General features: G+C 60.9%; 20 protein-coding genes. 14 read left to right on the top strand and 6 right to left on the bottom strand.

Going from position 1 to position 20,001, the window contains the following annotated elements:
* Positions 1-13 precede the first annotated feature (13 nt).
* A complete protein-coding gene (locus tag GMO_RS01605; protein ID WP_040507340.1) occupies positions 14-529 on the top strand; it encodes a hypothetical protein in 516 nt (171 codons plus the stop codon).
* 23 nt (positions 530-552) lie between these two features.
* On the opposite strand, the gene GMO_RS01600 is transcribed toward GMO_RS01605, so the two are convergent.
* Positions 553-969, bottom strand: a complete 417-nt coding sequence (locus GMO_RS01600; RefSeq protein ID WP_008850497.1) for an EVE domain-containing protein — start codon at positions 967-969, stop codon at positions 553-555.
* Between the two features lie 147 nt (positions 970-1,116).
* Between GMO_RS01600 and GMO_RS01595 the strand changes: the two genes are divergently transcribed.
* From GMO_RS01595 to GMO_RS01550, 11 genes are all read left to right on the top strand, one after another.
* The gene (locus tag GMO_RS01595; RefSeq protein WP_008850496.1) at positions 1,117-1,881 is read left to right on the top strand and encodes a heme ABC transporter permease; all 765 of its coding nucleotides are present in this window, start codon (positions 1,117-1,119) and stop codon (positions 1,879-1,881) included.
* Positions 1,878-2,045, top strand: a complete 168-nt coding sequence (locus GMO_RS14330) for a hypothetical protein (RefSeq protein ID WP_008850495.1) — start codon at positions 1,878-1,880, stop codon at positions 2,043-2,045. Before GMO_RS01595 ends, GMO_RS14330 begins: the two co-directional genes overlap by 4 nt.
* Complete coding sequence (ccmE, locus tag GMO_RS01590) at positions 2,042-2,545, top strand: cytochrome c maturation protein CcmE (RefSeq protein WP_008850494.1); 504 nt, start codon at positions 2,042-2,044, stop codon at positions 2,543-2,545. The genes GMO_RS14330 and ccmE overlap by 4 nt, the downstream gene beginning before the upstream one ends.
* Positions 2,546-2,552: 7 nt before the next feature.
* Positions 2,553-4,532 carry a heme lyase CcmF/NrfE family subunit gene (locus tag GMO_RS01585; protein ID WP_008850493.1) on the top strand — a complete coding sequence of 660 codons (1,980 nt, stop codon included), beginning with the start codon at positions 2,553-2,555 and terminating at the stop codon, positions 4,530-4,532.
* A gap of 12 nt (positions 4,533-4,544) precedes the next feature.
* Positions 4,545-5,102, top strand: coding sequence for a DsbE family thiol:disulfide interchange protein (locus GMO_RS01580; RefSeq protein WP_008850492.1), 558 nt, complete (start codon positions 4,545-4,547; stop codon positions 5,100-5,102).
* Complete coding sequence (locus tag GMO_RS01575; RefSeq protein ID WP_008850491.1) at positions 5,099-5,560, top strand: cytochrome c-type biogenesis protein; 462 nt, start codon at positions 5,099-5,101, stop codon at positions 5,558-5,560. The genes GMO_RS01580 and GMO_RS01575 overlap by 4 nt, the downstream gene beginning before the upstream one ends.
* A gap of 3 nt (positions 5,561-5,563) precedes the next feature.
* On the top strand, positions 5,564-6,304 hold the full coding sequence (gene ccmI / locus GMO_RS01570; protein WP_008850490.1) for a c-type cytochrome biogenesis protein CcmI: 741 nt from the start codon (positions 5,564-5,566) through the stop codon (positions 6,302-6,304).
* Positions 6,301-6,582, top strand: a complete 282-nt coding sequence (locus GMO_RS01565) for a zinc ribbon domain-containing protein (RefSeq protein ID WP_008850489.1) — start codon at positions 6,301-6,303, stop codon at positions 6,580-6,582. The genes ccmI and GMO_RS01565 overlap by 4 nt, the downstream gene beginning before the upstream one ends.
* A 172-nt stretch (positions 6,583-6,754) precedes the next feature.
* Positions 6,755-8,158 (top strand): class II fumarate hydratase, encoded by a 1,404-nt coding sequence (locus GMO_RS01560; protein ID WP_040507634.1) that lies wholly within the window; start codon positions 6,755-6,757, stop codon positions 8,156-8,158.
* Between the two features lie 112 nt (positions 8,159-8,270).
* Complete coding sequence (locus GMO_RS01555; RefSeq protein WP_008850487.1) at positions 8,271-9,761, top strand: S10 family peptidase; 1,491 nt, start codon at positions 8,271-8,273, stop codon at positions 9,759-9,761.
* A 198-nt stretch (positions 9,762-9,959) separates the two neighbouring features.
* Positions 9,960-12,140, top strand: a complete 2,181-nt coding sequence (locus GMO_RS01550; RefSeq protein ID WP_050801371.1) for a histidine kinase dimerization/phosphoacceptor domain -containing protein — start codon at positions 9,960-9,962, stop codon at positions 12,138-12,140.
* Between the two features lie 80 nt (positions 12,141-12,220).
* Here the strand turns inward: GMO_RS01550 and purF are convergent, their stop codons facing one another.
* Genes purF through GMO_RS01535 form a run of 3 tightly spaced genes read right to left on the bottom strand, consistent with a single transcriptional unit; the run spans position 12,221 to position 14,554 of the window.
* On the bottom strand, positions 12,221-13,660 hold the full coding sequence (purF, locus tag GMO_RS01545; RefSeq protein WP_040507339.1) for an amidophosphoribosyltransferase: 1,440 nt from the start codon (positions 13,658-13,660) through the stop codon (positions 12,221-12,223).
* Positions 13,661-13,685: 25 nt separating this feature from the next.
* The gene (locus GMO_RS01540) at positions 13,686-14,249 is read right to left on the bottom strand and encodes a CvpA family protein (protein WP_008850484.1); all 564 of its coding nucleotides are present in this window, start codon (positions 14,247-14,249) and stop codon (positions 13,686-13,688) included.
* 2 nt (positions 14,250-14,251) lie between these two features.
* On the bottom strand, positions 14,252-14,554 hold the full coding sequence (locus GMO_RS01535) for a hypothetical protein (protein ID WP_008850483.1): 303 nt from the start codon (positions 14,552-14,554) through the stop codon (positions 14,252-14,254).
* A 341-nt stretch (positions 14,555-14,895) separates the two neighbouring features.
* Here GMO_RS01535 and GMO_RS01525 point away from each other — a divergent pair, with 341 nt between their 5' ends.
* Positions 14,896-16,797, top strand: a complete 1,902-nt coding sequence (locus GMO_RS01525; RefSeq protein WP_008850482.1) for a Hint domain-containing protein — start codon at positions 14,896-14,898, stop codon at positions 16,795-16,797.
* A 119-nt stretch (positions 16,798-16,916) separates the two neighbouring features.
* Here the strand turns inward: GMO_RS01525 and hemA are convergent, their stop codons facing one another.
* Positions 16,917-18,128 (bottom strand): 5-aminolevulinate synthase, encoded by a 1,212-nt coding sequence (gene hemA, locus GMO_RS01520; protein WP_008850481.1) that lies wholly within the window; start codon positions 18,126-18,128, stop codon positions 16,917-16,919.
* Between the two features lie 249 nt (positions 18,129-18,377).
* Between hemA and GMO_RS01515 the strand changes: the two genes are divergently transcribed.
* Positions 18,378-18,767, top strand: coding sequence for a YidB family protein (locus tag GMO_RS01515; protein WP_040507628.1), 390 nt, complete (start codon positions 18,378-18,380; stop codon positions 18,765-18,767).
* Positions 18,768-18,823: 56 nt separating this feature from the next.
* Here GMO_RS01515 and GMO_RS01510 read toward each other — a convergent pair whose 3' ends face one another.
* The gene (locus tag GMO_RS01510; protein WP_139064338.1) at positions 18,824-19,894 is read right to left on the bottom strand and encodes an EAL domain-containing protein; all 1,071 of its coding nucleotides are present in this window, start codon (positions 19,892-19,894) and stop codon (positions 18,824-18,826) included.
* Positions 19,895-20,001: the final 107 nt, after the last annotated feature.

The following is a 20,001-nucleotide window of genomic DNA, read 5'->3' as shown; positions in this document are numbered from 1 at the left end:
GGAGAAAACGACCATGCCTTTATTATCCCGCTGGATCTTGATCGTCCCGATGGCCGTCAGCGTCCTCCTGCCTGCCCTGACACCCGCCAGCGCCGCCTCCCGGCATGCGCGCCATACCCATGGCACCGCGGGTCTGCCTGCGGTTCCGCCGTCTGCGGCCCAGACTTTTGGCAAACCGGACGAAAAACCCCTCACGCCGGCCCAGCAGGTCGCCCTGCCCGATGGCGGCGCGCCTGCTCCTCCGCATGGCTATACCGTGACGGAAGACAGTGACGCCACCCTTGCGAGCTTCAGTGACACGGTCCACACCCACCTGCCACTGGGCATGCCCGGCACCAACGCCCAGCAGAAAACCAACGGCACCAACAACCTGCCATCCCATTTCAGCATTCTGGGGATGCCCGTGAAATTCAATGCTCCGGTCCGGCCACCTTATGAGAGCGAGGACACACCGGCAAATTATGCCGGGCATCCGTCCAACGGCCAGACCGACATTCTCGTCAACGGCGATTCCTCACCCATTCACTGAAAAACCCGGGGAAGCCAGTCCCTTCAGGGCTTCTCCCATTTTCCTTCTCGGGTCAGGTGGCGGAATTCCCCTTCCGTCACCGGCGCCACGGACAGACGTGACTGTTTCAGCAGCGCCATCTCCGCCAATGCCGGATCGGCCTTGATGTCCGCCAGCGTGACCGGCCGCGCAAAAGCCCCCCGCGCCCGCACATCCACACAGACCCAGCGTGGGTCCTCCGCCGTCGGATCCGGATAGGCTTCCCTCACGACTTCCACGACGCCAACAATCCGCTTTTCACTGACAGAATGGTAGAAAAACGCCAGATCTCCCACCTTCATGGCGGAGAGATTGTTCCGCGCCTGATAGTTGCGCACCCCCGTCCAGGGCTCCACGTCATGCCGGACCTGTTCTTCCCAGGAGAAGGCCTCAGGTTCCGATTTTACCAGCCAGTACGCCAAGGTTTTCTCCTCTTCCGGAAGCCGGTTGTGCGCTCATTTCCGTGAAACGTGATAACAGTGATCGAAAGAATGGGACAATGCGCCCCTTTCGAATGTGATTGCTTCGGACTATTTCAAAGGGAACTTTCCGCTGAGTTGAGTGTATCCGTGCGCCCTACGCCAAACCTGCTCCATCGTTACGCCAATCCGGGGCAGTTCCTGCGTCTGGCCCATGCGCTCCTGCCGTGGCTGTCCAGCGGAGCCATCCTCTTCCTGACGGTGGGCGTGGTCTGGGGACTGTTCTTCGCACCCGCCGACTGGCAGCAGGGCGATACCGTCCGTATCATGTATGTCCATGTCCCGATGGCCTGGCTGGCGTCGTCCTGCTACCTCGGACTGGCCATCTGCGGCGTGCTGTCACTTGTCTGGCGCCATCCGCTGGCGGATCTCGCAGCCATTGAAATCGGACCGGTCGGCGCCTGCGCGGCCGCCCTGTGCCTGATCACCGGATCGCTGTGGGGCGAGCCGATGTGGGGAACATGGTGGGTCTGGGATGCGCGCCTGACATCCATGCTGGTGCTGTTCTTCCTCTATCTGGGCCACATCGCCCTGATCCGCGCCTTCGACGAGCCCGCCCGCGGCCAGCGCGCCGCCGCCATCCTCGCCATCGCCGGAGTGATCGATCTGCCGATCATCAAGTTCAGCGTGCAGTGGTGGAACACCCTCCATCAGCCTGACAGCATCACCCTGACCGGCGCGCCCACCATGTCCATGACCATGCTGTGGCCGCTGCTCCTCACCACGCTCGGCTTCACGCTCGGTGTTGCCGCCGTCATATTTACGCGCGTCAGCGCCGCCATCCATGAGAGCCGTGCCCGCCAGATCATGGCCCGCTCACGTCTCAACCGTTCGGACAGGGACGCCACCGCATGATGCATCTTCCCAATCACTGGCAGTATATCGCAGCCTCCTATGTCCTGACGCTGGGCTGCTCCCTTGTTCTCGGTGTGGGCGCAGCCCTTCGCCTGCGGCGCTCCAAAGCGCGGCTTGCGGCCATTGAAAGCCAGATCAGCCGCCGCGAAAGGACTGCCTCATGACCCGCAAGACACGCCGCCTCTGGATCGTCGTCGCCTGCCTGGCCTGCATCAGTTCGGCCGCAGCCCTGACGCTCCGGGCCTTTTCATCCAATATCGTGTTCTTCATGGCGCCTTCGCAGGTCAAGGCACATCCTCCTTCCCCGGATCGCACCATCCGGCTGGGTGGCATGGTGATGGCCGGCAGCCTGCACCGCATCAACGAGAACGGCACCCCCGTGAACTCCTTCGAAGTTACGGACGGACAAGCCGCCGTCGAGGTCCATTACACCGGAATCCTGCCCGACCTGTTCCGCGAAGGGCAGAGCGTCGTGGCTCTCGGCACCGTCCAGAAGGGCGGCGGCTTCACGGCCAGCGAAGTCCTCGCCAAGCATGACGAAACCTACATGCCCAAGGAAGTGGCAGACGAACTCAAGCGCACCGGCAAATGGGACCCCCGTTTCGGCAAGGCGCCCGACGCCAGCACCTGGGACACCATGACCGCGAAGAAAGCAGGAGGCTGAGCCGCCCATGTTCGGACCTGAACAGGGCCATTTCGCCCTTGCCCTCGCTTGTATCCTGGCCATCGTGCAGTTCATCGTCCCGCTCTGGGGCGCTCATAAACGCGATGCCCGGCTTGTGGGGCTTGCGCCCTATCTGGCCCTGTCGCAGTTCGTGGCGCTGGCGATCTCATTCCTCAGCCTGATCATGTGCGCCGTCCATGATGACTTTTCGGTCCAGAACGTCGCCGCGAACTCCGCCGTCACGAAACCGCTGCTTTACAAGATCACCGGCGTCTGGGGGAATCACGAAGGGTCCGTCCTGCTCTGGACCCTGATCCTGGGCGTTTGTGGCGGAGCGGTCTCCATCTTCGGGCGCAACCTCCCGGATGTGCTGCGCGGCCGCGTTCTGGCGATTCTGGGCGGCGTTTCAGCCGGGTTTCAGGCCTTCTGTCTCCTGACCTCCGATCCGTTCGACCGGGTTTTCCCGGCTCCCATGGACGGTCAGGGCATGAATCCTCTCCTCCAGGACCCTGGCCTCGCCTTCCACCCGCCCATTCTCTACACCGGCTATGTCGGTTTCGCCGTTCCCTTCGCCTTTGCCGTCGCTGCCCTGATCGAGGGGCGTGTTGACGCCGCATGGGGCCGCTGGGTGCGCCCCTGGGCCGTCGCGGCCTGGTGCTTCCTGACCTGCGGCATCGCACTTGGATCATGGTGGTCCTATTACGTGCTGGGCTGGGGCGGATACTGGTTCTGGGACCCGGTGGAAAACGCTTCCCTGATCCCCTGGCTGACGGGCACGGCCCTCGTTCATTCCGCCATCGTCGTGGAAAAGCGGGAAGGACTGAAAATCTGGACGGTGCTGCTGGCCATCGCCACGTTCTCGTTTTCCCTGTCAGGCACATTCCTTGTCCGCTCCGGAATCCTGAACTCCGTCCATGCCTTCGCCAATGATCCGGCCCGCGGCGTCTTCATTCTCGCCTTGCTGGCCATCGTGATCGGCGGATCGCTGGTGCTGTTCGCATGGCGCGCGCCCTCCCTCACCTCCACAGGCCTGTTCGCCCCCATCTCCCGCGAGGGATCGCTGGTGCTGAACAACATCCTGCTGTGCTCGATCTGCGCCGTGGTCGTGACGGGTACGATGTATCCGCCTTTCATGCAGCTTCTCGCCGGCCGCACCATCTCCGTCGGCAAGCCGTTCTTCGATGCCGCGACGATTCCCCTGATGCTGCCCCTGATGCTGGCGATGGGTATCGGAACGGCCCTGCCGTGGAAGCGCGCGCAGCTTGCCCGCACATTCTCGCATCTTTACGCCGCGGCGGGTGTGGCCTTCGTCGGGCTTGTACTCTGTTTCTGGAAACTGTCGGGCATCCTGCCCATCGCCTGCGGAACACTGGCCATCTGGGTCATTGCCGCATCCGTCTCCGACATCGTGCGCCGGATCGGGCTGGGGCAAGTGTCTCTGGCGGAAGTAAAATCCCGCATCCTGTTCCTGCCGCGTTCGAGCTGGGGGGCCGCGCTGGCCCATATCGGCGTGGGCATCACGGTCCTTGGACTGTGCGGTATGTCACAGGCGCAGCATGCCATCGTGGAAGTGCATGTCGGCGAAACGCGCAGCCTTGCAGGCGATGACTGGACGCTGATGGACGTGCATGACCATGTCGGCCCGAACTACAAGGCGATGCAGGCGGATATCGCCATTCGCCGTCATGGCCATCTGGTGACGGTCCTGCATCCCGAAAAGCGCGATTTCGTCACCCAGAACCAGACCACGACCGAAGTCGCCATCCACACCAATTTCATTACGGATCTTTACGGCGTGATCGGAGACCGGCATGGAACAGGCAGGAATACCACCTATGTCCTGCGCCTGCATGAAAATCCGCTGGCGCCATGGATGTGGCTTGGCGGACTGGTCATGGCCATCGGCGGCGCGTTCTCGCTGTCTGACCGGCGCATGCGTGTAGGCGCTCCGAAGCGGGCCGTGCCGCGCAACATGGCCCGAGCCTGAGGAGACGCAGACATGAACGCCACCAAACGCGGTCTCATCACCGCCCTTCCCATTCTGGGCGCCGGCGTGCTCGGCGTCGGATTCTGGAAGATCCTGAGTGAAATGCGGACCGGCCAGTTCGATCCACGCGCCGTCAACAACCCCCATGTCGGCCGTCCGATCCCCAACTTCGCCATGCCGGGCCTGCCAGATCTCGGCGATGGCTTCACCGATGCGGAACTCCGGTCCCAGCACCGCCCCATTCTCGTGAATTTCTTCGCGTCGTGGTGCATTCCCTGCGTGCAGGAAATGCCCGGACTGCGCGCCATTGCACGCAACATGCCCATCTGGGGCGTGGCCTATGAGGACAAGCCCGAAAACGCGAGCGCCTTCGTGCAGCGCGATGGCAATCCCTATGCCCGCGTCGCATCCGACCGTCATGGCCGCGTCGCGATCGACTGGGGCGTGACCGGCGTGCCGGAGAGCTTTCTCGTCGCGCCGGGCGGACGCATCATCTGGCATGGCAGCGCAGCCCTGGACCCGCAGATCTACGAAGCGGAAATCACGCCGCGACTGGCGACCCTGCGATGAAGCGGTTTCCTGCCCTTCTGCTGGTCATCGGTCTTCTCGGCAGCAGCGTCGCCCTCGCCGTGGACGATCCGTCCGAAATGCTGCCAAACCCCGCGCAGGAAAAACGGGCCGAAGCCCTCGGCGCGCATCTGCGCTGCCTCGTCTGCCAGAACGAAAGCATTGAGGACAGCAGCGCTCCGCTGGCGCGGGATCTGCGCAAAATGGTGCGTGAACAGGTCGCAGCCGGCAAATCGGACCAGCAGATCATGGACTGGATGACGGACCGCTACGGCGAGTTCATCCGTCTGGCCCCGCAGTTTTCCATTTCCACCGCCCTGCTCTGGCTGATGCCGCTTCTGGCACTTGTGGCAGGCCTTGTCATTGCGTGGCGTATGGCGACAAAACGTCGCGTCGCCACGCCTGTCCCGCTCTCGGATGAAGAGCGGGCACGTCTGGATGCCCTGTCGGGTCGGGAGTAGCTTTTGTTCTGGTTGGGAACCCTGATTGTTACGGCGGTGGTGCTGCTTCCCGCCCTTCTTGGCCTGCGCCACCTGCGCCGCCGCGTGGATGCGCGGGATTCCGCGCTGGCGCTCTATCGCGGTCAGCTTGGCGAACTGGAACGGGACCACGCGCTGGCCCTGATCTCGGATGAAGAATACGGCGCAGCGAAACTGGAAATCCAGCGCCGTCTTCTGGCAACGGACAGCGAAGCCTCCATCCCGGACCTTCAGGAACGGCCCCGGCGCACGAAAGGCGTTCTGGCGGCTCTCGGCATCGGACTCGGCGTCCCGGTGCTGGCCTTCGCGCTCTATATCGTCAACGGGCATCCTTCCCTGCCGCCCCAGCCCCTGAGCGAACGTCATGTCGCCCCGGACGCCAAATCCCTGGACATGATCCACAAGCTTCAGGCGCAGGTAGCCACCATTCCGGCAGGCTCCACAACCTACGCGACGGGACATTTCCTCCTCGGGCAGGTTGAGGCGCGCGAGGGCATGACGGCTGACGCCATCCGGGACTGGCGCGCCGCGCTCGAGACCCGTTTCGAACCTGAACTGGCAATCCGCCTTGCGGAACTTGAAAGTCAGCAGGGCGGACGTATCTCTCCCGAAGCCCTTGACCTTTACAGACGTGCCCTTGCCGCAGCCCCCAAGGACGCCCCCTGGCGCATGGCTGTCGAAGCCCGCATTGCCGTCGGCGAACATCAGGAGAATAACGGCCAATGATGGAACCCCAGACGAATTCCGTCGCCATCTGCCCGGTCTGCCGCAAGAAAATCCGCCCGACGGCGGAGAAATGCCCCCATTGCGGCGCGGAACGTCATTTCGGTCCGCGGCTTATCGAATCCAGTATCTGTGCTTTCGCGGGGATGGTGCTGCTTTCGGCCATTTCCACACTCCTTCTGCCCATCTCGCTCTGGACAGTCGTTTTCGCAGCAGCGGGACTGGGTGCCGGTTTCCTCTTTTCCCATAACCGCTTTGGCGGAGACCGCTGGCTCCCCTGACATCACTCATCCAGCCAGCGTCTCCCCGGTCTTCCCCCGGGTCGGAAGGCCGGTTGCAGCCCCTGCCCGCTGCCTCTCCTGTGCGCAAAGGCGGTTTTCCATGCAGTTGTTCCGGAATATCCTTCCGGACCAGAATCGTTCTTCTATTCTCCGCATGAAAGCCGCCACATCAATGAGCCGTACTGAAACCGATGGCATGGGCCAGATCGAAGTCGCCGATGACGTCCTGTGGGGCGCGCAGACACAGCGCTCCCTGAAATATTTCAGCATCGGCCGTGAACTGATGCCGCGCGAAATGATCGAGGCCTACGCCATCGTCAAGCGTGCCTGCGCCACGGCCAATGCCGCCAGCAGGCGGCTGTCCCAGGAGCGTGCGGACCTGATCCATACGGTCTGCGATGAAATCGTGTCTGGCCAGCATGACCGGATGTTCCCGCTCCACGTCTGGATGACGGGCTCGGGCACGCAGTTCAACATGAACGTCAATGAGGTCATCGCAAACCGCGCTTCGCAGCTGACTGGCCATCCGCTCGGCAGCAAGACACCCCTGCATCCGAACGACCATGTGAACATGTCGCAGTCCACGAACTGCAATTTCCCGACTGCCATGCATGTCGCGGCGGCTCTGGGTACACATCGACGCCTGATCCCGGCCCTCACCCGCCTGCGGGACGCCATCGCACGAAAGGCCGAAGAGTGGAAAGATCTGGTCAAGGTCGGACGGACCCATCTCCAGGACGCCGTGCCCATCACGCTCGGTCAGGAATGGCACGGCTATGCCGGAATGCTCACGGAGAACATTGCCCGCCTGGAGGCCGCGCGGGACGGTCTTTTCCCGTTGGCCCTCGGCGGAACGGCTCTGGGCACCGGCGTCAACACGGATGACGGTTTCGACGCCCGGGCCTGCGCGGAGATCGCCCGTCTGACCGGTCTGGATTTCACGCATGGCCTGAACAAGTTTGCCCTTCAGGGCGCCCATGACGCGCTGGTCCATCTGTCGGGCTGCCTGCGCACCACGGCGGGAAGCCTGTTCAAGATCGCCAATGACGTCCGCCTTCTGGCCTGCGGTCCCCGTGCCGGTCTGAGAGAACTGCACCTGCCCGAGAACGAACCCGGCTCCTCCATCATGCCGGGCAAGATCAACCCCACCCAGGCCGAGGCGCTGGCCATGCTGGCCCTCCAGGTCATGAGTAATGATGTAGCGGTTGGTCTGGGAGGCGCCTCCGGCCTGATCGACATGAATGTCTACAAGCCGCTGATGATCCACAACATCATGCAGGGCATTACCCTGCTGCACGATGGCTCGGAAAACTTCCGGATGTTCCTTGTGGAGGGTGTGCGCGCCAACGAAGACCGGCTGAAGCAGTCGCTGGATCATTCACTAGTGCTGGTCACGGCTCTCTCGCCCGCCATCGGCTACGACCGGGCCTCGCAGGTAGCCCATTACGCCATGGAAAAGAACATCGGCCCGCGGGACGCCGCTCTCCAGCTCGGTTTCATGACGGCGGAAGACTATGACCGCGTGGCCGATCCACGCCTGATGCTAGTCCCGAACATCAGGCCGCACGCCTCCTGAAAAGCCTGCTGTCGCCCTGCATGACGAAAACTTCATGCGGGGCCTGTAGCCGTTTCGCTACAGGACTGATAGGGCGACTCATCCGAAGTCCTGCCATGGAGATGACCGTTCAATGATGTCCCGCCGCGCGCTTCTGCTCACCCTCTCTCTTCTCTCACCTGTCACCACCCTTCCCGCCATGGCGGCCGACACCCCCAAAACGGATACGGCCAAGGATTCGGACAGCTTCAAGGGAGAGGCCGCCCTTCTGCCGACGGATGCCGTCACGAAGCATCATCTGGGCGGCATCGCCTACACCGCGCATGCCGGAACGCTGATCCTGCGTGGCCCCGACGGCAAGCCAACGGCACGGATGTTCTACGTCTCCTACACCAAGGATGGTGCCGCGGATGAAAAGCGGCCCGTGTCCTACTTCTTCAACGGTGGCCCCGGGGCGGCGACGGCCTATCTGAACCTCGGCGCGGCGGGACCAAAAGTCCTGAACATGCCGGCGAAAGATCCCACCGATGGCACCCATGCCTCCCTGGCCGACAACCCGGACAGCTGGCTGCCTTTCACGGACATGGTATTCATTGATGCAGTGGGAACGGGTTATTCCCGCCCGGCCGACACCGCCAAGGCGGCCGACCAGTTCTATGGCGTCAAGAAGGACGCCAGCGCCTTCGCCAAGGCCATCCAGCTCTGGACCGCCAGCAACAACCGCCAGTCCGCCCCCCATTACCTCGTGGGCGAAAGCTATGGCGGCATCCGCTCCATTCAGGTGGCCAACGCGCTCCAGATGGAACAGGGAATCCTGCTGAACGGCATTGTCATGATTTCTCCGGCGCTGGAAATGCCGCTGCTCGATACGGATGACAATCCGCTTTCCGCAGCGCTTGCCATGCCCAGCCTGATTTCGGCGCATGAAAGTCCGAACGTCACGGAAAAAACCGCAGACGATGCCTATGAATGGGCCATGGGGTCCTATCTGGGTACGGTCGCCCGGAAACTGCCTTCCGGCCCGGACGGCAAGGCGTTCTATGCCGAGATCGCACGCCGGACAGGCCTGCCCGAAGACGTGGTCGCCAAACAGCATGGTGTCCTGGCCATCGGCTCGCATGATGTCATGTCACGGAATGGTCGCCTGTACGGTCTTTACGATTTCACGCAGTCCATCGCCGATCCGTCATCAGATGGCCTCGATGAAAGCCCCGATCCGACCCTGTTCGGTTTCGGCCGCGCCTACGGCAATGCGTTCTCGGGCTATGCGTCTAACGAACTGGATTTCCGCACACCCCTGACCTACGACCTCCTGTCCATGAAAGTGAACAGCAGCTGGAAGTGGAGCGATGGCGGTCCGGCTCCCGTGCACCAGATCCCGGTCCTGAACCGGCTTCTGGCTCTTGATCCGGGGCTGCGCGTCTTCGTCGCCAATGGCTATTACGACCTGGCCTGCCCGTTCGGAACCACGCGCTGGATGAAGGATCATCTGACGGTCGGAGCGGACCGCGTCTCCCTGCATCTCTATCAGGGCGGGCATATGCTCTATACGCGCCCGGCCAGCCGTCATGCCCTCTCACTGGACGTGGCATCCTGGGTTCAGGAAGAAAGCCATCATCCCTGACATAAATTGACAAGAGCAAAAGGGGAACGGTAGAGTTGAAGTTACCACATTTGCCGGCACTGGCCGGCAAAACAACAGGGCGCCTTCATGACTGCCGCTTCCTTTCCTGTCTTTCCCCCTGAGAGCGCGGCCTGGGTGCCACGGGTCCCACCCGGAACTGTAACGGGGTCTCGCTGGGTTTGACAGCATCCGGAAACAATCTCCCTCAAAGGTGGGAAACCGCTGGCTGATGCATTCCTGACAGCCTGCGACCGTGAACCCATTCATCGCCCCGACGCCATCCAGCCATACGGCCTGTTTCTCGTCGCGGAGGCTACGACCCTGAAGGTCGTGGCCGGTGCGGGCGATCTAGAAACGCGGCTAGCCCCTGACTGGCTAGGCCAGAACCTGGCTGACCTCCTGAATCTTCCCGCAGAACGCCTGTCCCGTTCCCAGCCGAAATCCCTTTCGGATCTGCGCATTCATGGTCTTCAGGGAGAAGTCTTTTCTCTTCTCCGCCATGACCAGAAAGGCCTGCTGCTGCTCGAACTGGAGCCCATGCGGGAAGACAAGCTCCTGACATGGGACATTTTCGGTCAGATCGACGCCACCGCCGACCGTTTCGAGCGCTGTCCTGACACACGGTCAGTCTGCCACCATGGCGCACAGGTCTTCCGGGACCTGACGGGATTTGACCGTGTCCTGGTCTATCGTTTCCTGGACGATGGCAGTGGCTGCGTGGTTGGGGAGAGCCGCAATGACGCGTTTCCCACGCTCATGCATCATCACTTTCCCGCCAGTGATATCCCTCGGCAGGCCCGCGCACTCTATCTGCGAAACCGTATCCGCGTCATTCCGGACATCAGCTACGAAGCCGCCCCTCTGCGCCCGGTGGAGGCCGGACTGAGCGGGCTGGACATGAGCGACGTCCAGATCCGCAGCGTTTCGCCCATCCATCTGCAGTACATGGCCAATATGGGCGTTGCGGCCTCTGCCTCCATCTCGATCGTGGTGGACGGCGTGCTGTGGGGCCTGATTGCCTGCCATAACGCGACCCCGCGCATGATGGCGGAAGACATCCGCGCCGCCTGCCGGACTCTCGCAGGCATCATGTCCCGCCAGCTCCGGAACAAGGAAGAGCTGGTCACATACCAGGAGCGCCTGAAGCTGCGGAACGCGATGGAATTCGTCACGTCGCATTTCGGCACGCATCACTCACTGGAGGAGAACCTTCGCCTCGGCCGCGGAGAGCTGCAGAACCTTTTCCCCTGTGACGGCTTTGCCATCGTGGGAGATGGCAACGTCATCACCAGCGGCCATGTTCCGGACCGCGATGACCTGCTGCGCCTTCAGGAATGGCTCCGGCTGGGCAGCAATGGGGGCGTTTTCTGCAGTGCGCATCTCGCCAAGGATTATCCGGAGGCCGCCGCCTGGCCGAACCGCGCGGCCGGCATCCTGAGCATCACGCTGCCGCTGCGCCGCCCGCTCTCCCTGATCTGGAGCCGTGTCGAGGTGATCCAGACTATCGAATGGGCCGGCAATCCACACAAGCCGGAAGAAAGCGAGAATGGGCTGCTGCACCCTCGCACATCCTTCCAGACCTGGCGTGAGACCGTTCACGGACAGAGCCGCCGCTGGACGGGAGAGCAGAAGCAGTCCGCCCATCGCCTGAGACGGATCCTGATCACCGACTACCAGACACAGCAGCTCCGGGATCTGAACGTTACGCTGGCTTCCACGCTGGAGGAGCGGGAAAACCTTCTGCAGCAGAAGGATTTCCTGCTGCGGGAAGTCAATCACCGCGTCCAGAATTCGCTCCAGATGGTCGCATCCTTTCTCAAACTTCAGGCACGGACCTCCACCAACGAGGAAACCACCATCGCGCTGACGGAAGCCCAGCACCGTGTGGCGGCCATTGGTCTGGTGCATCGCCGCCTTTACCGGGATGAGCATTTCGGCATCGTGGATCTCAGCCGCTATCTGGAAGAACTGGTGGAGGAACTCTGCACATCGCTGGGTGGCGAATGGCAGAGCCAGCTCTATCTCGCCCTGGTCCCGGTCATGATTTCTGCTGATCGCGCCATCAATATCGGCCTGATCCTGACGGAACTTGTCATCAACGCCAGCAAATACGCCTATGACGGCGAAGCCGGACCTCTGCATATTTCCCTAGCCCAGAGTGGCGAACGTCTGGTCCTGACCGTGTCCGACCAGGGCGTCAATGCGCTTCAGGATATGCAGGGCAATGGCTTTGGAACACGGATGATGAAAGCTGTAGTCAGCAGCCTGACCGGAACCCTGACCTACACGCCCCTCTCCCCCGGACTGGAAGCCGTCATGACCGTCCCGCTCGACAGCGCCGGCGGAGAAGAAAAGGATTCATACCTCCCCGCCAACTGACATCCCCGTTCGGCGGGCATGAAAAAAGGCGCCTGCTCCATGCGGAACAGGCGCCTTTTTTCTGTCTGAACGGTCTCCCGTCAGGACACGAGATTGCCTTCCTTGTCCACAAGGGAAATCGGGTAGTCGCCGGTAAAGCATGCATCGCAGTAACGGCCGGCCCCTTCGGCGCGGTTGAGATGTCCCAGCGCGCGGTAAAGACCGTCGAACGTCACGAATGCCAGACTGTCCACGTTGATGGCCTTCGTCATTTCCTCAAGGGTATGCGTGGCGGCCAGGAGCTTGCTCTCTTCAGGCGTATCGATCCCGTAAAAGCAGGAATGTCTGGTCGGCGGAGACGTGATGCGCATATGCACCTCTTTCGCGCCTGCCGCACGAACCATGTCCACGATCTTGCGCGACGTTGTGCCACGCACGATGGAATCATCCACCAGAATAACCCGCTTACCCGCCAGAACAGGCCGGTTGGCGGAATGCTTCATCTTCACCCCGAGATGACGGATCTGGTCCGTCGGCTCGATGAAAGTCCGCCCGACATAATGGTTGCGGATGATGCCCAGCTCGAACGGAATGCCACTCTCGGCCGCATATCCCAGCGCGGAAGGAACCCCGGAATCCGGAACCGGCACCACGACATCCGCTTCCACGGCGCTCTCACGGGCCAGCTCCGCACCAATGCGCTTGCGGGCTTCATAAACCGGCTGACCTTCCAGAACGGAGTCCGGACGGGCGAAATAAATATATTCGAAAACGCAGAACCGGCTGCCCTGATCCCCGAAAGGACGCAGCGAGCGAATGCCGTCGGCGTTGATGACAACGATCTCGCCCGGTTCGATGTCCCGGACGTAGTCCGCACTGATAATGTCCAGGGCACAGGTCTCGCTGGCCAGGACCCAGCCGCCATTGTCCTTCTCGTGGCCTGACATGCGCCCCAGAACCAGCGGACGCACACCGAGCGGATCCCGCATTCCAATCAGCCCATCATCCGGCGTCAGTGTCACGAGGGAATATGCCCCCTTGACCTGCTTAACCGCATCAATGAAACGATCGAGCACGGTTGAATAAAGGGATATGGCGATCAGATGAATGAAGACTTCCGTATCCGTAGAGGAATGGAAGATGCACCCGCGTTTGACCAGCGCCTGTTTCAGCGTCGCTGAATTGGTCAGGTTGCCGTTATGGGCAACAGCCAGACCGCCGAATTCATAATCGGCATAAAGCGGCTGGACGTTACGGACATGCGTTCCGCCCGTCGTGGCGTAACGGTTATGGCCGATGGCGACGCTACCCGGAAGCGTCGCCATGACCTGACTGTCTCCAAAAACATCACCGACCAGTCCCAGCCCCTTGTGCTGATGGAACCTGTCGCCATCGAAGCTGACGATGCCGGCCGCTTCCTGTCCCCGGTGCTGTAGCGCATGCAGGCCAAGGGCAGTCAGTGCTGCGGCATCGGGGACGCCCCATACACCAAAGACGCCACATTCCTCGTAAGGACGATTGAGAGTGTCGGACCGGGTCATGCAGCGTGGCCTTTCCAGACGGGATTCACAAAGTCGCCTCATGACCGCCTGAAGGCGGCGGCGCAAGATGCGGTTGCAGAAAATGAGGCAGATAACCTGTCAGCCGGGCAGCTCCCAGGGCGATATAGGGGCCGATGAGGCTTCCATGCATCACATAGGACATCCCCGACCCGAAAAAAGATCCACAGATTAAATAAAGCGCAATCAGTCCCACATACCCCCGCGCAAGTCCGAAAGCGGCCCCCAGAAGACGGTCCACCCCACCAAACAGCACACCTCTGGCCGCAGTCCCGATCCGGCTGGCCACCATGGTGAAAAACAGCAGGACAACGATGAACAGAATGGCCGTACTGGCACTGCCCAGAAGCCAGTCCTCGTGAATATACGGCGCAAGATACGGCACGAGCAGGGCATGAAACCGGTAGGTCACGACAATCGCACCCACCCAGGCCAGCAGACCGGACAGTTCCGTCGCAAAGCCGCGGGTCAGCCCCCACAGGGCCGAAAGACCCATGATAGCAAGAGCCGCGACATCCAGACGGGTCAGCGCATCAAAGGAAAAATGGGAGAGATCAAAGGGGGCTGGCATGATCAGGGCAGTTTGGTGGAACGGTAACGCCCTCCCTTCATGGGGCGGATGCGGTTTGCGCGCAATTCTTCGGCCAGTTCGATCCGCGCTTCAAGTTCTTTCCACACCTGAACGGATTCCAGATTCCGTTCTTTCCAGATCTTTTCCAAGAGCGTGATGAAAACCGCACTGTCCCGGATAAGGGTCGACCGGTCATTGATCATGACATCAAGAATACAGACAGACGCCGCATGACCCAGCCGCGTCGCCAGACTGGTGGCCTTTCGGCTTTTTGGGAACGATGCGGACTTTCTGGTGGCTGCCATTATCTCATGATGAAGAGGATAAGTTTCATAAGCAAGCGACGGCGTTTCTCCAGCATACGGGAAAACGCTCCGTCGTCCCGGCAGCGCCGCCTCCAGTTCGTTAAAAAATCGTTTCCCGGAGTCGTTATCGATTCGAAAATATTACAGAAAATTTCCAGCTTCCGATCTGTATTCCACCGCAGTTTCACGGCGTTTTTTGGCTGCATGTCACGCCAATATCTTTTACAAGAAATTAATTTCTTTTTGCATCATTTTTCGTTAACTTAAAGTTAAGCATCCACACTCCGCCATCGCAGTCCGGGTCACCCCCTGCGGCAGGCGACAGGGACACTTCAGAAATAATGACGAACTCCTGGCTCAATCCCTCATCAGGCAACTGGTTCTCCGCAGCGAACTGGAGTGACGGCCTCACACCGCAGGACAGGGCATGGGACAGCGTTTTTGTCGGGAATTCCGCGGGAATGACGCTAACCGTTTCCTATGAGAGCGCCAGCAGCACGCAGCTGAACGTTCTGACGGTCGGTACCGGTGCCACACTGGCTGTCAGCGTCACAGACGGCAGCAACACGGTTTTCTGCGTCAACAGTCTGACCATCAACAGCGGTGGCGCGCTTTCCATCGACACGTCCAGCCCCGTTACACTGGGAAGCAATCCGACGGTCGATGGCACACTGACCATCAGCGGCAATCCGGCCATCTCCATCAACAGTCGTAGCGTCCAGGGCAGCGGAACGCTGATCCTGGATGGCACAACGCTCGGTGACACGAACACACCGTTCCAGATGGGATCCTCCCTGACGACGGTCCTGGAAAATGGCGCCGCGGTTTACATAAACAACGCCACCAACGGCGCAGCAGGCAAGCAGATCGTCTTCGGAGACGATTCCGCCGAAGGCACGCCGAGCCAGATTGTCTTCTCGGACTATAACCAGACCGTCAGCACACCCATCACGGGATTTGACGCTTCGTCCGTCATCACAATCGCCAAGGGAAGTGCGGCTCCGATCAGCGCAACGTTTGTGTCAAACGGGAACGGAACCTACAGCCTCAAGATCGCCTTCGACCAGTGGGGGAATGGCATCACCCTGACGGATGTGGCGTTCGGTCCCAATTCCGCAGTGGGAACACCGACAATCGTCACCAATGCCGATGGCAGCTGGAGCGTCGTGAACGGTGCGACAGGCTATAACCGGCAACTCTGCTTCCTGGCTGGTACGAAGATCCTTACGCCCAAAGGCGAAAAGATCATCGAAGACCTGCGAATCGGCGATGAGATCACGACTTACGTTCATGGTCGTCCGGTAACGCAGCCTGTTGTCTGGATCGGCACCCAGCACATGACGGCCAACCCGTCCCTTCCGCTGGATCAGGCCGGCTATCCGGTCCGCGTTGTCCGCAATGCGCTCGGTGACGGCATCCCGGCCCAGGATCTGCTGATCACGCCGGAACACTGCCTGTTCCTGAACGACAGCTTCGTGCCGGTCCGGATGCTGGTGAACGGTCGCAGCATTTTCTATGACCGCGGCTTTCCAGACTACGACTATTATCACGTGGAAACCCGGGACCATTCCATCATTTCCGCCAATGGTGCCCTGACGGAATCCTATCTGGCGACAGGCAACCGTCACACCTTTCATCAGCATGGCACTGTTGCGCAGTTGGGCGGTCCCGTCAGAAGCTGGTCGGAAGACGCGGCGGCTTCACTTGTCGTTTCCCGTGATTTCGTGGAGCCGATTTTCAATCAGCTTGAAAAGCGTGCAGACGCGCTGGGACTTTCCCAGACCGTGCAATCCGTTCAGCTGACAGATGACCCGGACCTGCACCTGCTCACGCCAAATGGATATGTCATTCGCAAAATCCGTGAGGCCGGAGGGGCTGCAATCTTCATGATCCCGCCCGGCGTCACGGAAGTCAGTATCGTCTCCCGTACCAGCCGCCCCAGCGACACGATCGGGCCATTTGTGGATGATCGCCGCCACCTGGGCGTTCTGGTAGGCGCTATCCGCTTTTTCGATGCGGACGTGACCCATACCCTCAAACGTTATTTGACGGACGAAACCCTGCGCGGCTGGAACAACGTGGAAGACGGCACCTGCCGCTGGACGGATGGATATGGTCGCCTTCCGCTGCCACCTCGCCGTCCGGACGCTATCGGTATGCTCAGCATACAGATCCGCGCAGGTGGCCCTTATCGGATGGACGACGAAACGGCATCCGCGCTGATCGTGCAGCAGCACGGCTAAGTCGCCCGCTCCCTGTGTCAGGGTCCGATCCATTCCAGGATCGCTGCCCTGACAAAAAAAGCCTGCCAGATCCCTCGATCTGGCAGGCTTTTTCATGTTCGGGCCTCAGAGAGGTCCGTTCAGGCAGCCTCGGAACGCTTGAGCTGACGTTCACGCCACAGGGTCGACAGGGCTTCGACCAGCTCATCAATCATTTCATTGGTGTGCAGGGGCGTCGGGGTGATCCGCAGACGCTCCGTCCCTCGTGGGACCGTCGGATAGTTGATCGGCTGGATGTAGTTGCCGAAACGATTCAGCAGTTCATCGGAAAGATCACGGCACAGTTCCGCCTCTCCGACCATGACCGGTACGATATGGCTGGGATTACGGATATGCGGCACGCCTGCCCGATCCAGCGCTTCGCGCAGATGAGCCACGGCACGACGCTGTCCCGCCCGCTCCTCACCGCTCCGCTTGAGATACCGGACGCTGGCCAGCGCGCCGGCCGCGATCATGGGCGGCAGAGCCGTGGAGAAAATGAAGCCCGAACCAAAAGAGCGCACAAAATCACACAGCGGCACGGAAGCCGCGATGTACCCTCCAACCACGCCGAAGCCCTTGCCGAGCGTTCCCTCGATCACCGTCAGACGGTGGGACAGGCCCATCTCTTCCGCAACGCCCGCGCCATGATCCCCGTACATGCCAACGGCATGAACCTCGTCGAGGTAGGTCATCGCGCCATATTTGTCAGCCAGGTCACAGAACGCTTCGATCGGCGCAATGTCGCCATCCATCGAATAGACCGACTCGAAAGCGATGATCTTGGGAACATCGGCCGGCAGAGCCTTCAGGCGGCGTTCCAGATCTTCCACGTCATTGTGGCGGAAGATCTGCTTCTCAGCGCGGGAATGACGGATGCCTTCAATCATAGACGCATGGTTGAGCTCGTCGGACAGGACCACGCAGTTGCGCAGACGACCGGCAATGGTGCCCAGCGTCACCCAGTTGGACAGGTAACCGGAGTTGAAGAGAAGAGCGCCTTCCTTGCCATGCAGGGCGGCAAGTTCTTTCTCCAGTTCCACGTGATAGTGGTTCGTGCCGGAAATATTGCGGGTTCCACCAGCACCTGCGCCCGTTTCATCCAGTGCGGCATGCATGGCGCCAAGGACTTCCGGATGCTGGCCCATGCCCAGATAGTCGTTGGAGCACCAGACGGTGACTTCACGACCAAGCCCATGGTGAAAAGCTTTCGGAAAACTACCGGCCCGCCGCTCAAGTTCCGCAAAATAACGGTAGCTGCCATCAGCATGGAGCCCGTCCAGAGCAGACTGGAACATCGCATCATAATTCATCGCGTTTTCTCCTGACGGCAATGTAAGCCCGCAACTTTCTGGAACCAAGCACTCTATCACGGGAAACGTGAAGTTCCGCCGGACCACAGAAAACACCCAGGAACCAAAACACGCAATACTAAGACAGAAACCTAACACAAAGGTGTGGGGCTTTCCTTGCGTCTTGCGCCCTCATCCAGCGTTGAGGTGGCAGGAGCACAGCTCTGGATCGCAGCGTGCTCTGCTCTCCTGCTTTGAGGAGTCATGAAGATGACCATCCAGACCGGTACCCCATCCGAGACCCAGGCCCAGAAAGCCACCTCCGCATTTGTCCGCTTTGGCGACTGGCTGAGCGGTGCCAGCACCGATCGTTCGGGCCTGACCGAAGTCACCATCCGCATGATGAAGGATGACTGCCGCTTCGCAGAGACCGTCGGTGAGCTAGGCACATCGGGCAAGAAGAAGCTGTCCCCGCAGGAAGTGCAGGACATCATGGGTGAAGGAAGGCTTGATCACCTTTCTCACCAGACCGGACAGTCCCCCGAAGCGCTGGAAACAGCCCTTCAGGATGTTCTGCCGATGCTGGGAACCCTGCTCCATGAAGATCCGGACAGGCTTTTCAAATACATGTGCCAGATCAATCCGGCCGAGCCTCACTGAACAGCCGTTCCTCTCTCTCCAGCCTCGCCATTCCCGGTCTCTTCCGGGAATGGCGTTCAGAGACCCTCTGCCGTCCGTGCAAACCGCCTGCGACGGGGGCGTCCTGCTGATGTTTCAAATCGTTCGGTAACCTGCGCCGTTGTTTCAGCCGGCGCGAGGACAGTACCGGAGGCTTCCGTGCAGCCAGCACGCTGTATGAAACCAAGCAGTTCGTCATTATCCACGCTGATAGCCCGGATCCGAAGACCAAGCGCCTTCACGGCATCCAGCGCGGCACGATAAAACGTGCCGCTTTCGTCATTCAGGGGGCTTTCATCCTCTGTCCGCCACGGCAGGAGCGGTGCGGAGAGGATGGAAGCATCAAACTGCACGGCATCCAGCAGTCCCCCCATGGCACGATCCCGAAGAAGGCTCAGGCTCGATGGTGCCGTGCCGAAACCGCCCAGAAAGATCTGGCATCCTTGGTCCCGCAGGGCCGAGAGTGTGTAACAGGTCTCCCTGCTATCCTGCCCCAGGCCATTTTCCTGAAAAACGAGATCCAGCCGGCTGACCGGAAAACCGCTGTCTTCCAGAACGGTATTGAGACGGCTGTTGAAATCTCCGTCCGGCGCCTGGTCGTCTTCCAGAGAAACCATCAGCCGCATGTCCTCCGGCCATGTCGCGGCCTGTGTGCAGGCTGCGGCCAGAAGAGCCGTATCGAACTCACGCTGCTGCTGACCCAGCGACTTGCGTCGGCTGCGGCGGAGCGTACGCCTGGGGACGGTCAGCCATAACTGGCTCATATCCACCTGCGCTCCGATCGTCCGGTCCGTGCTGCTGCGACCGATCGCAAGACGTGGCAACCATCGCAGTGGCGGCAAGGCACTTTTCTGGCGTGCACGACGGCTGCGAAGCGTGGTGGCGAACATGCCCGCGCTGGATGCCGAAACGCCTGCGGCATAGTCCGCATGCCCTTCCGGAACAGGGAAAAATCCTCCCGGAACGGGTGACTGGGCAGCAGGCAGGGCCTGAGGAGCCGCCAGCCTCGAACCGGCTTCCTCTCCTAGATCATCCAACTCCGCGACCTCCTGTTCTGTCTGACGGAAGAATGCCTCCCAAAACTCTAATTTTTCCTTAATGCGCTGCATTTTCCTGCCGCTCCGGGAACAGGCGGCAGGACCCGTAACCAAACCTTCCGTTCGCCCAATCAGGACAAAGCTGTTACGGTTTATCTCCATGGCCTTCCGGCCATATT

The organism is Gluconobacter morbifer G707 (genome assembly GCF_000234355.1).
GTDB lineage: Bacteria > Pseudomonadota > Alphaproteobacteria > Acetobacterales > Acetobacteraceae > Gluconobacter > Gluconobacter morbifer.
The sequence above is the reverse complement of the archived record's forward strand: the minus strand, read 5'-3'. Positions and strand labels throughout refer to the sequence as shown.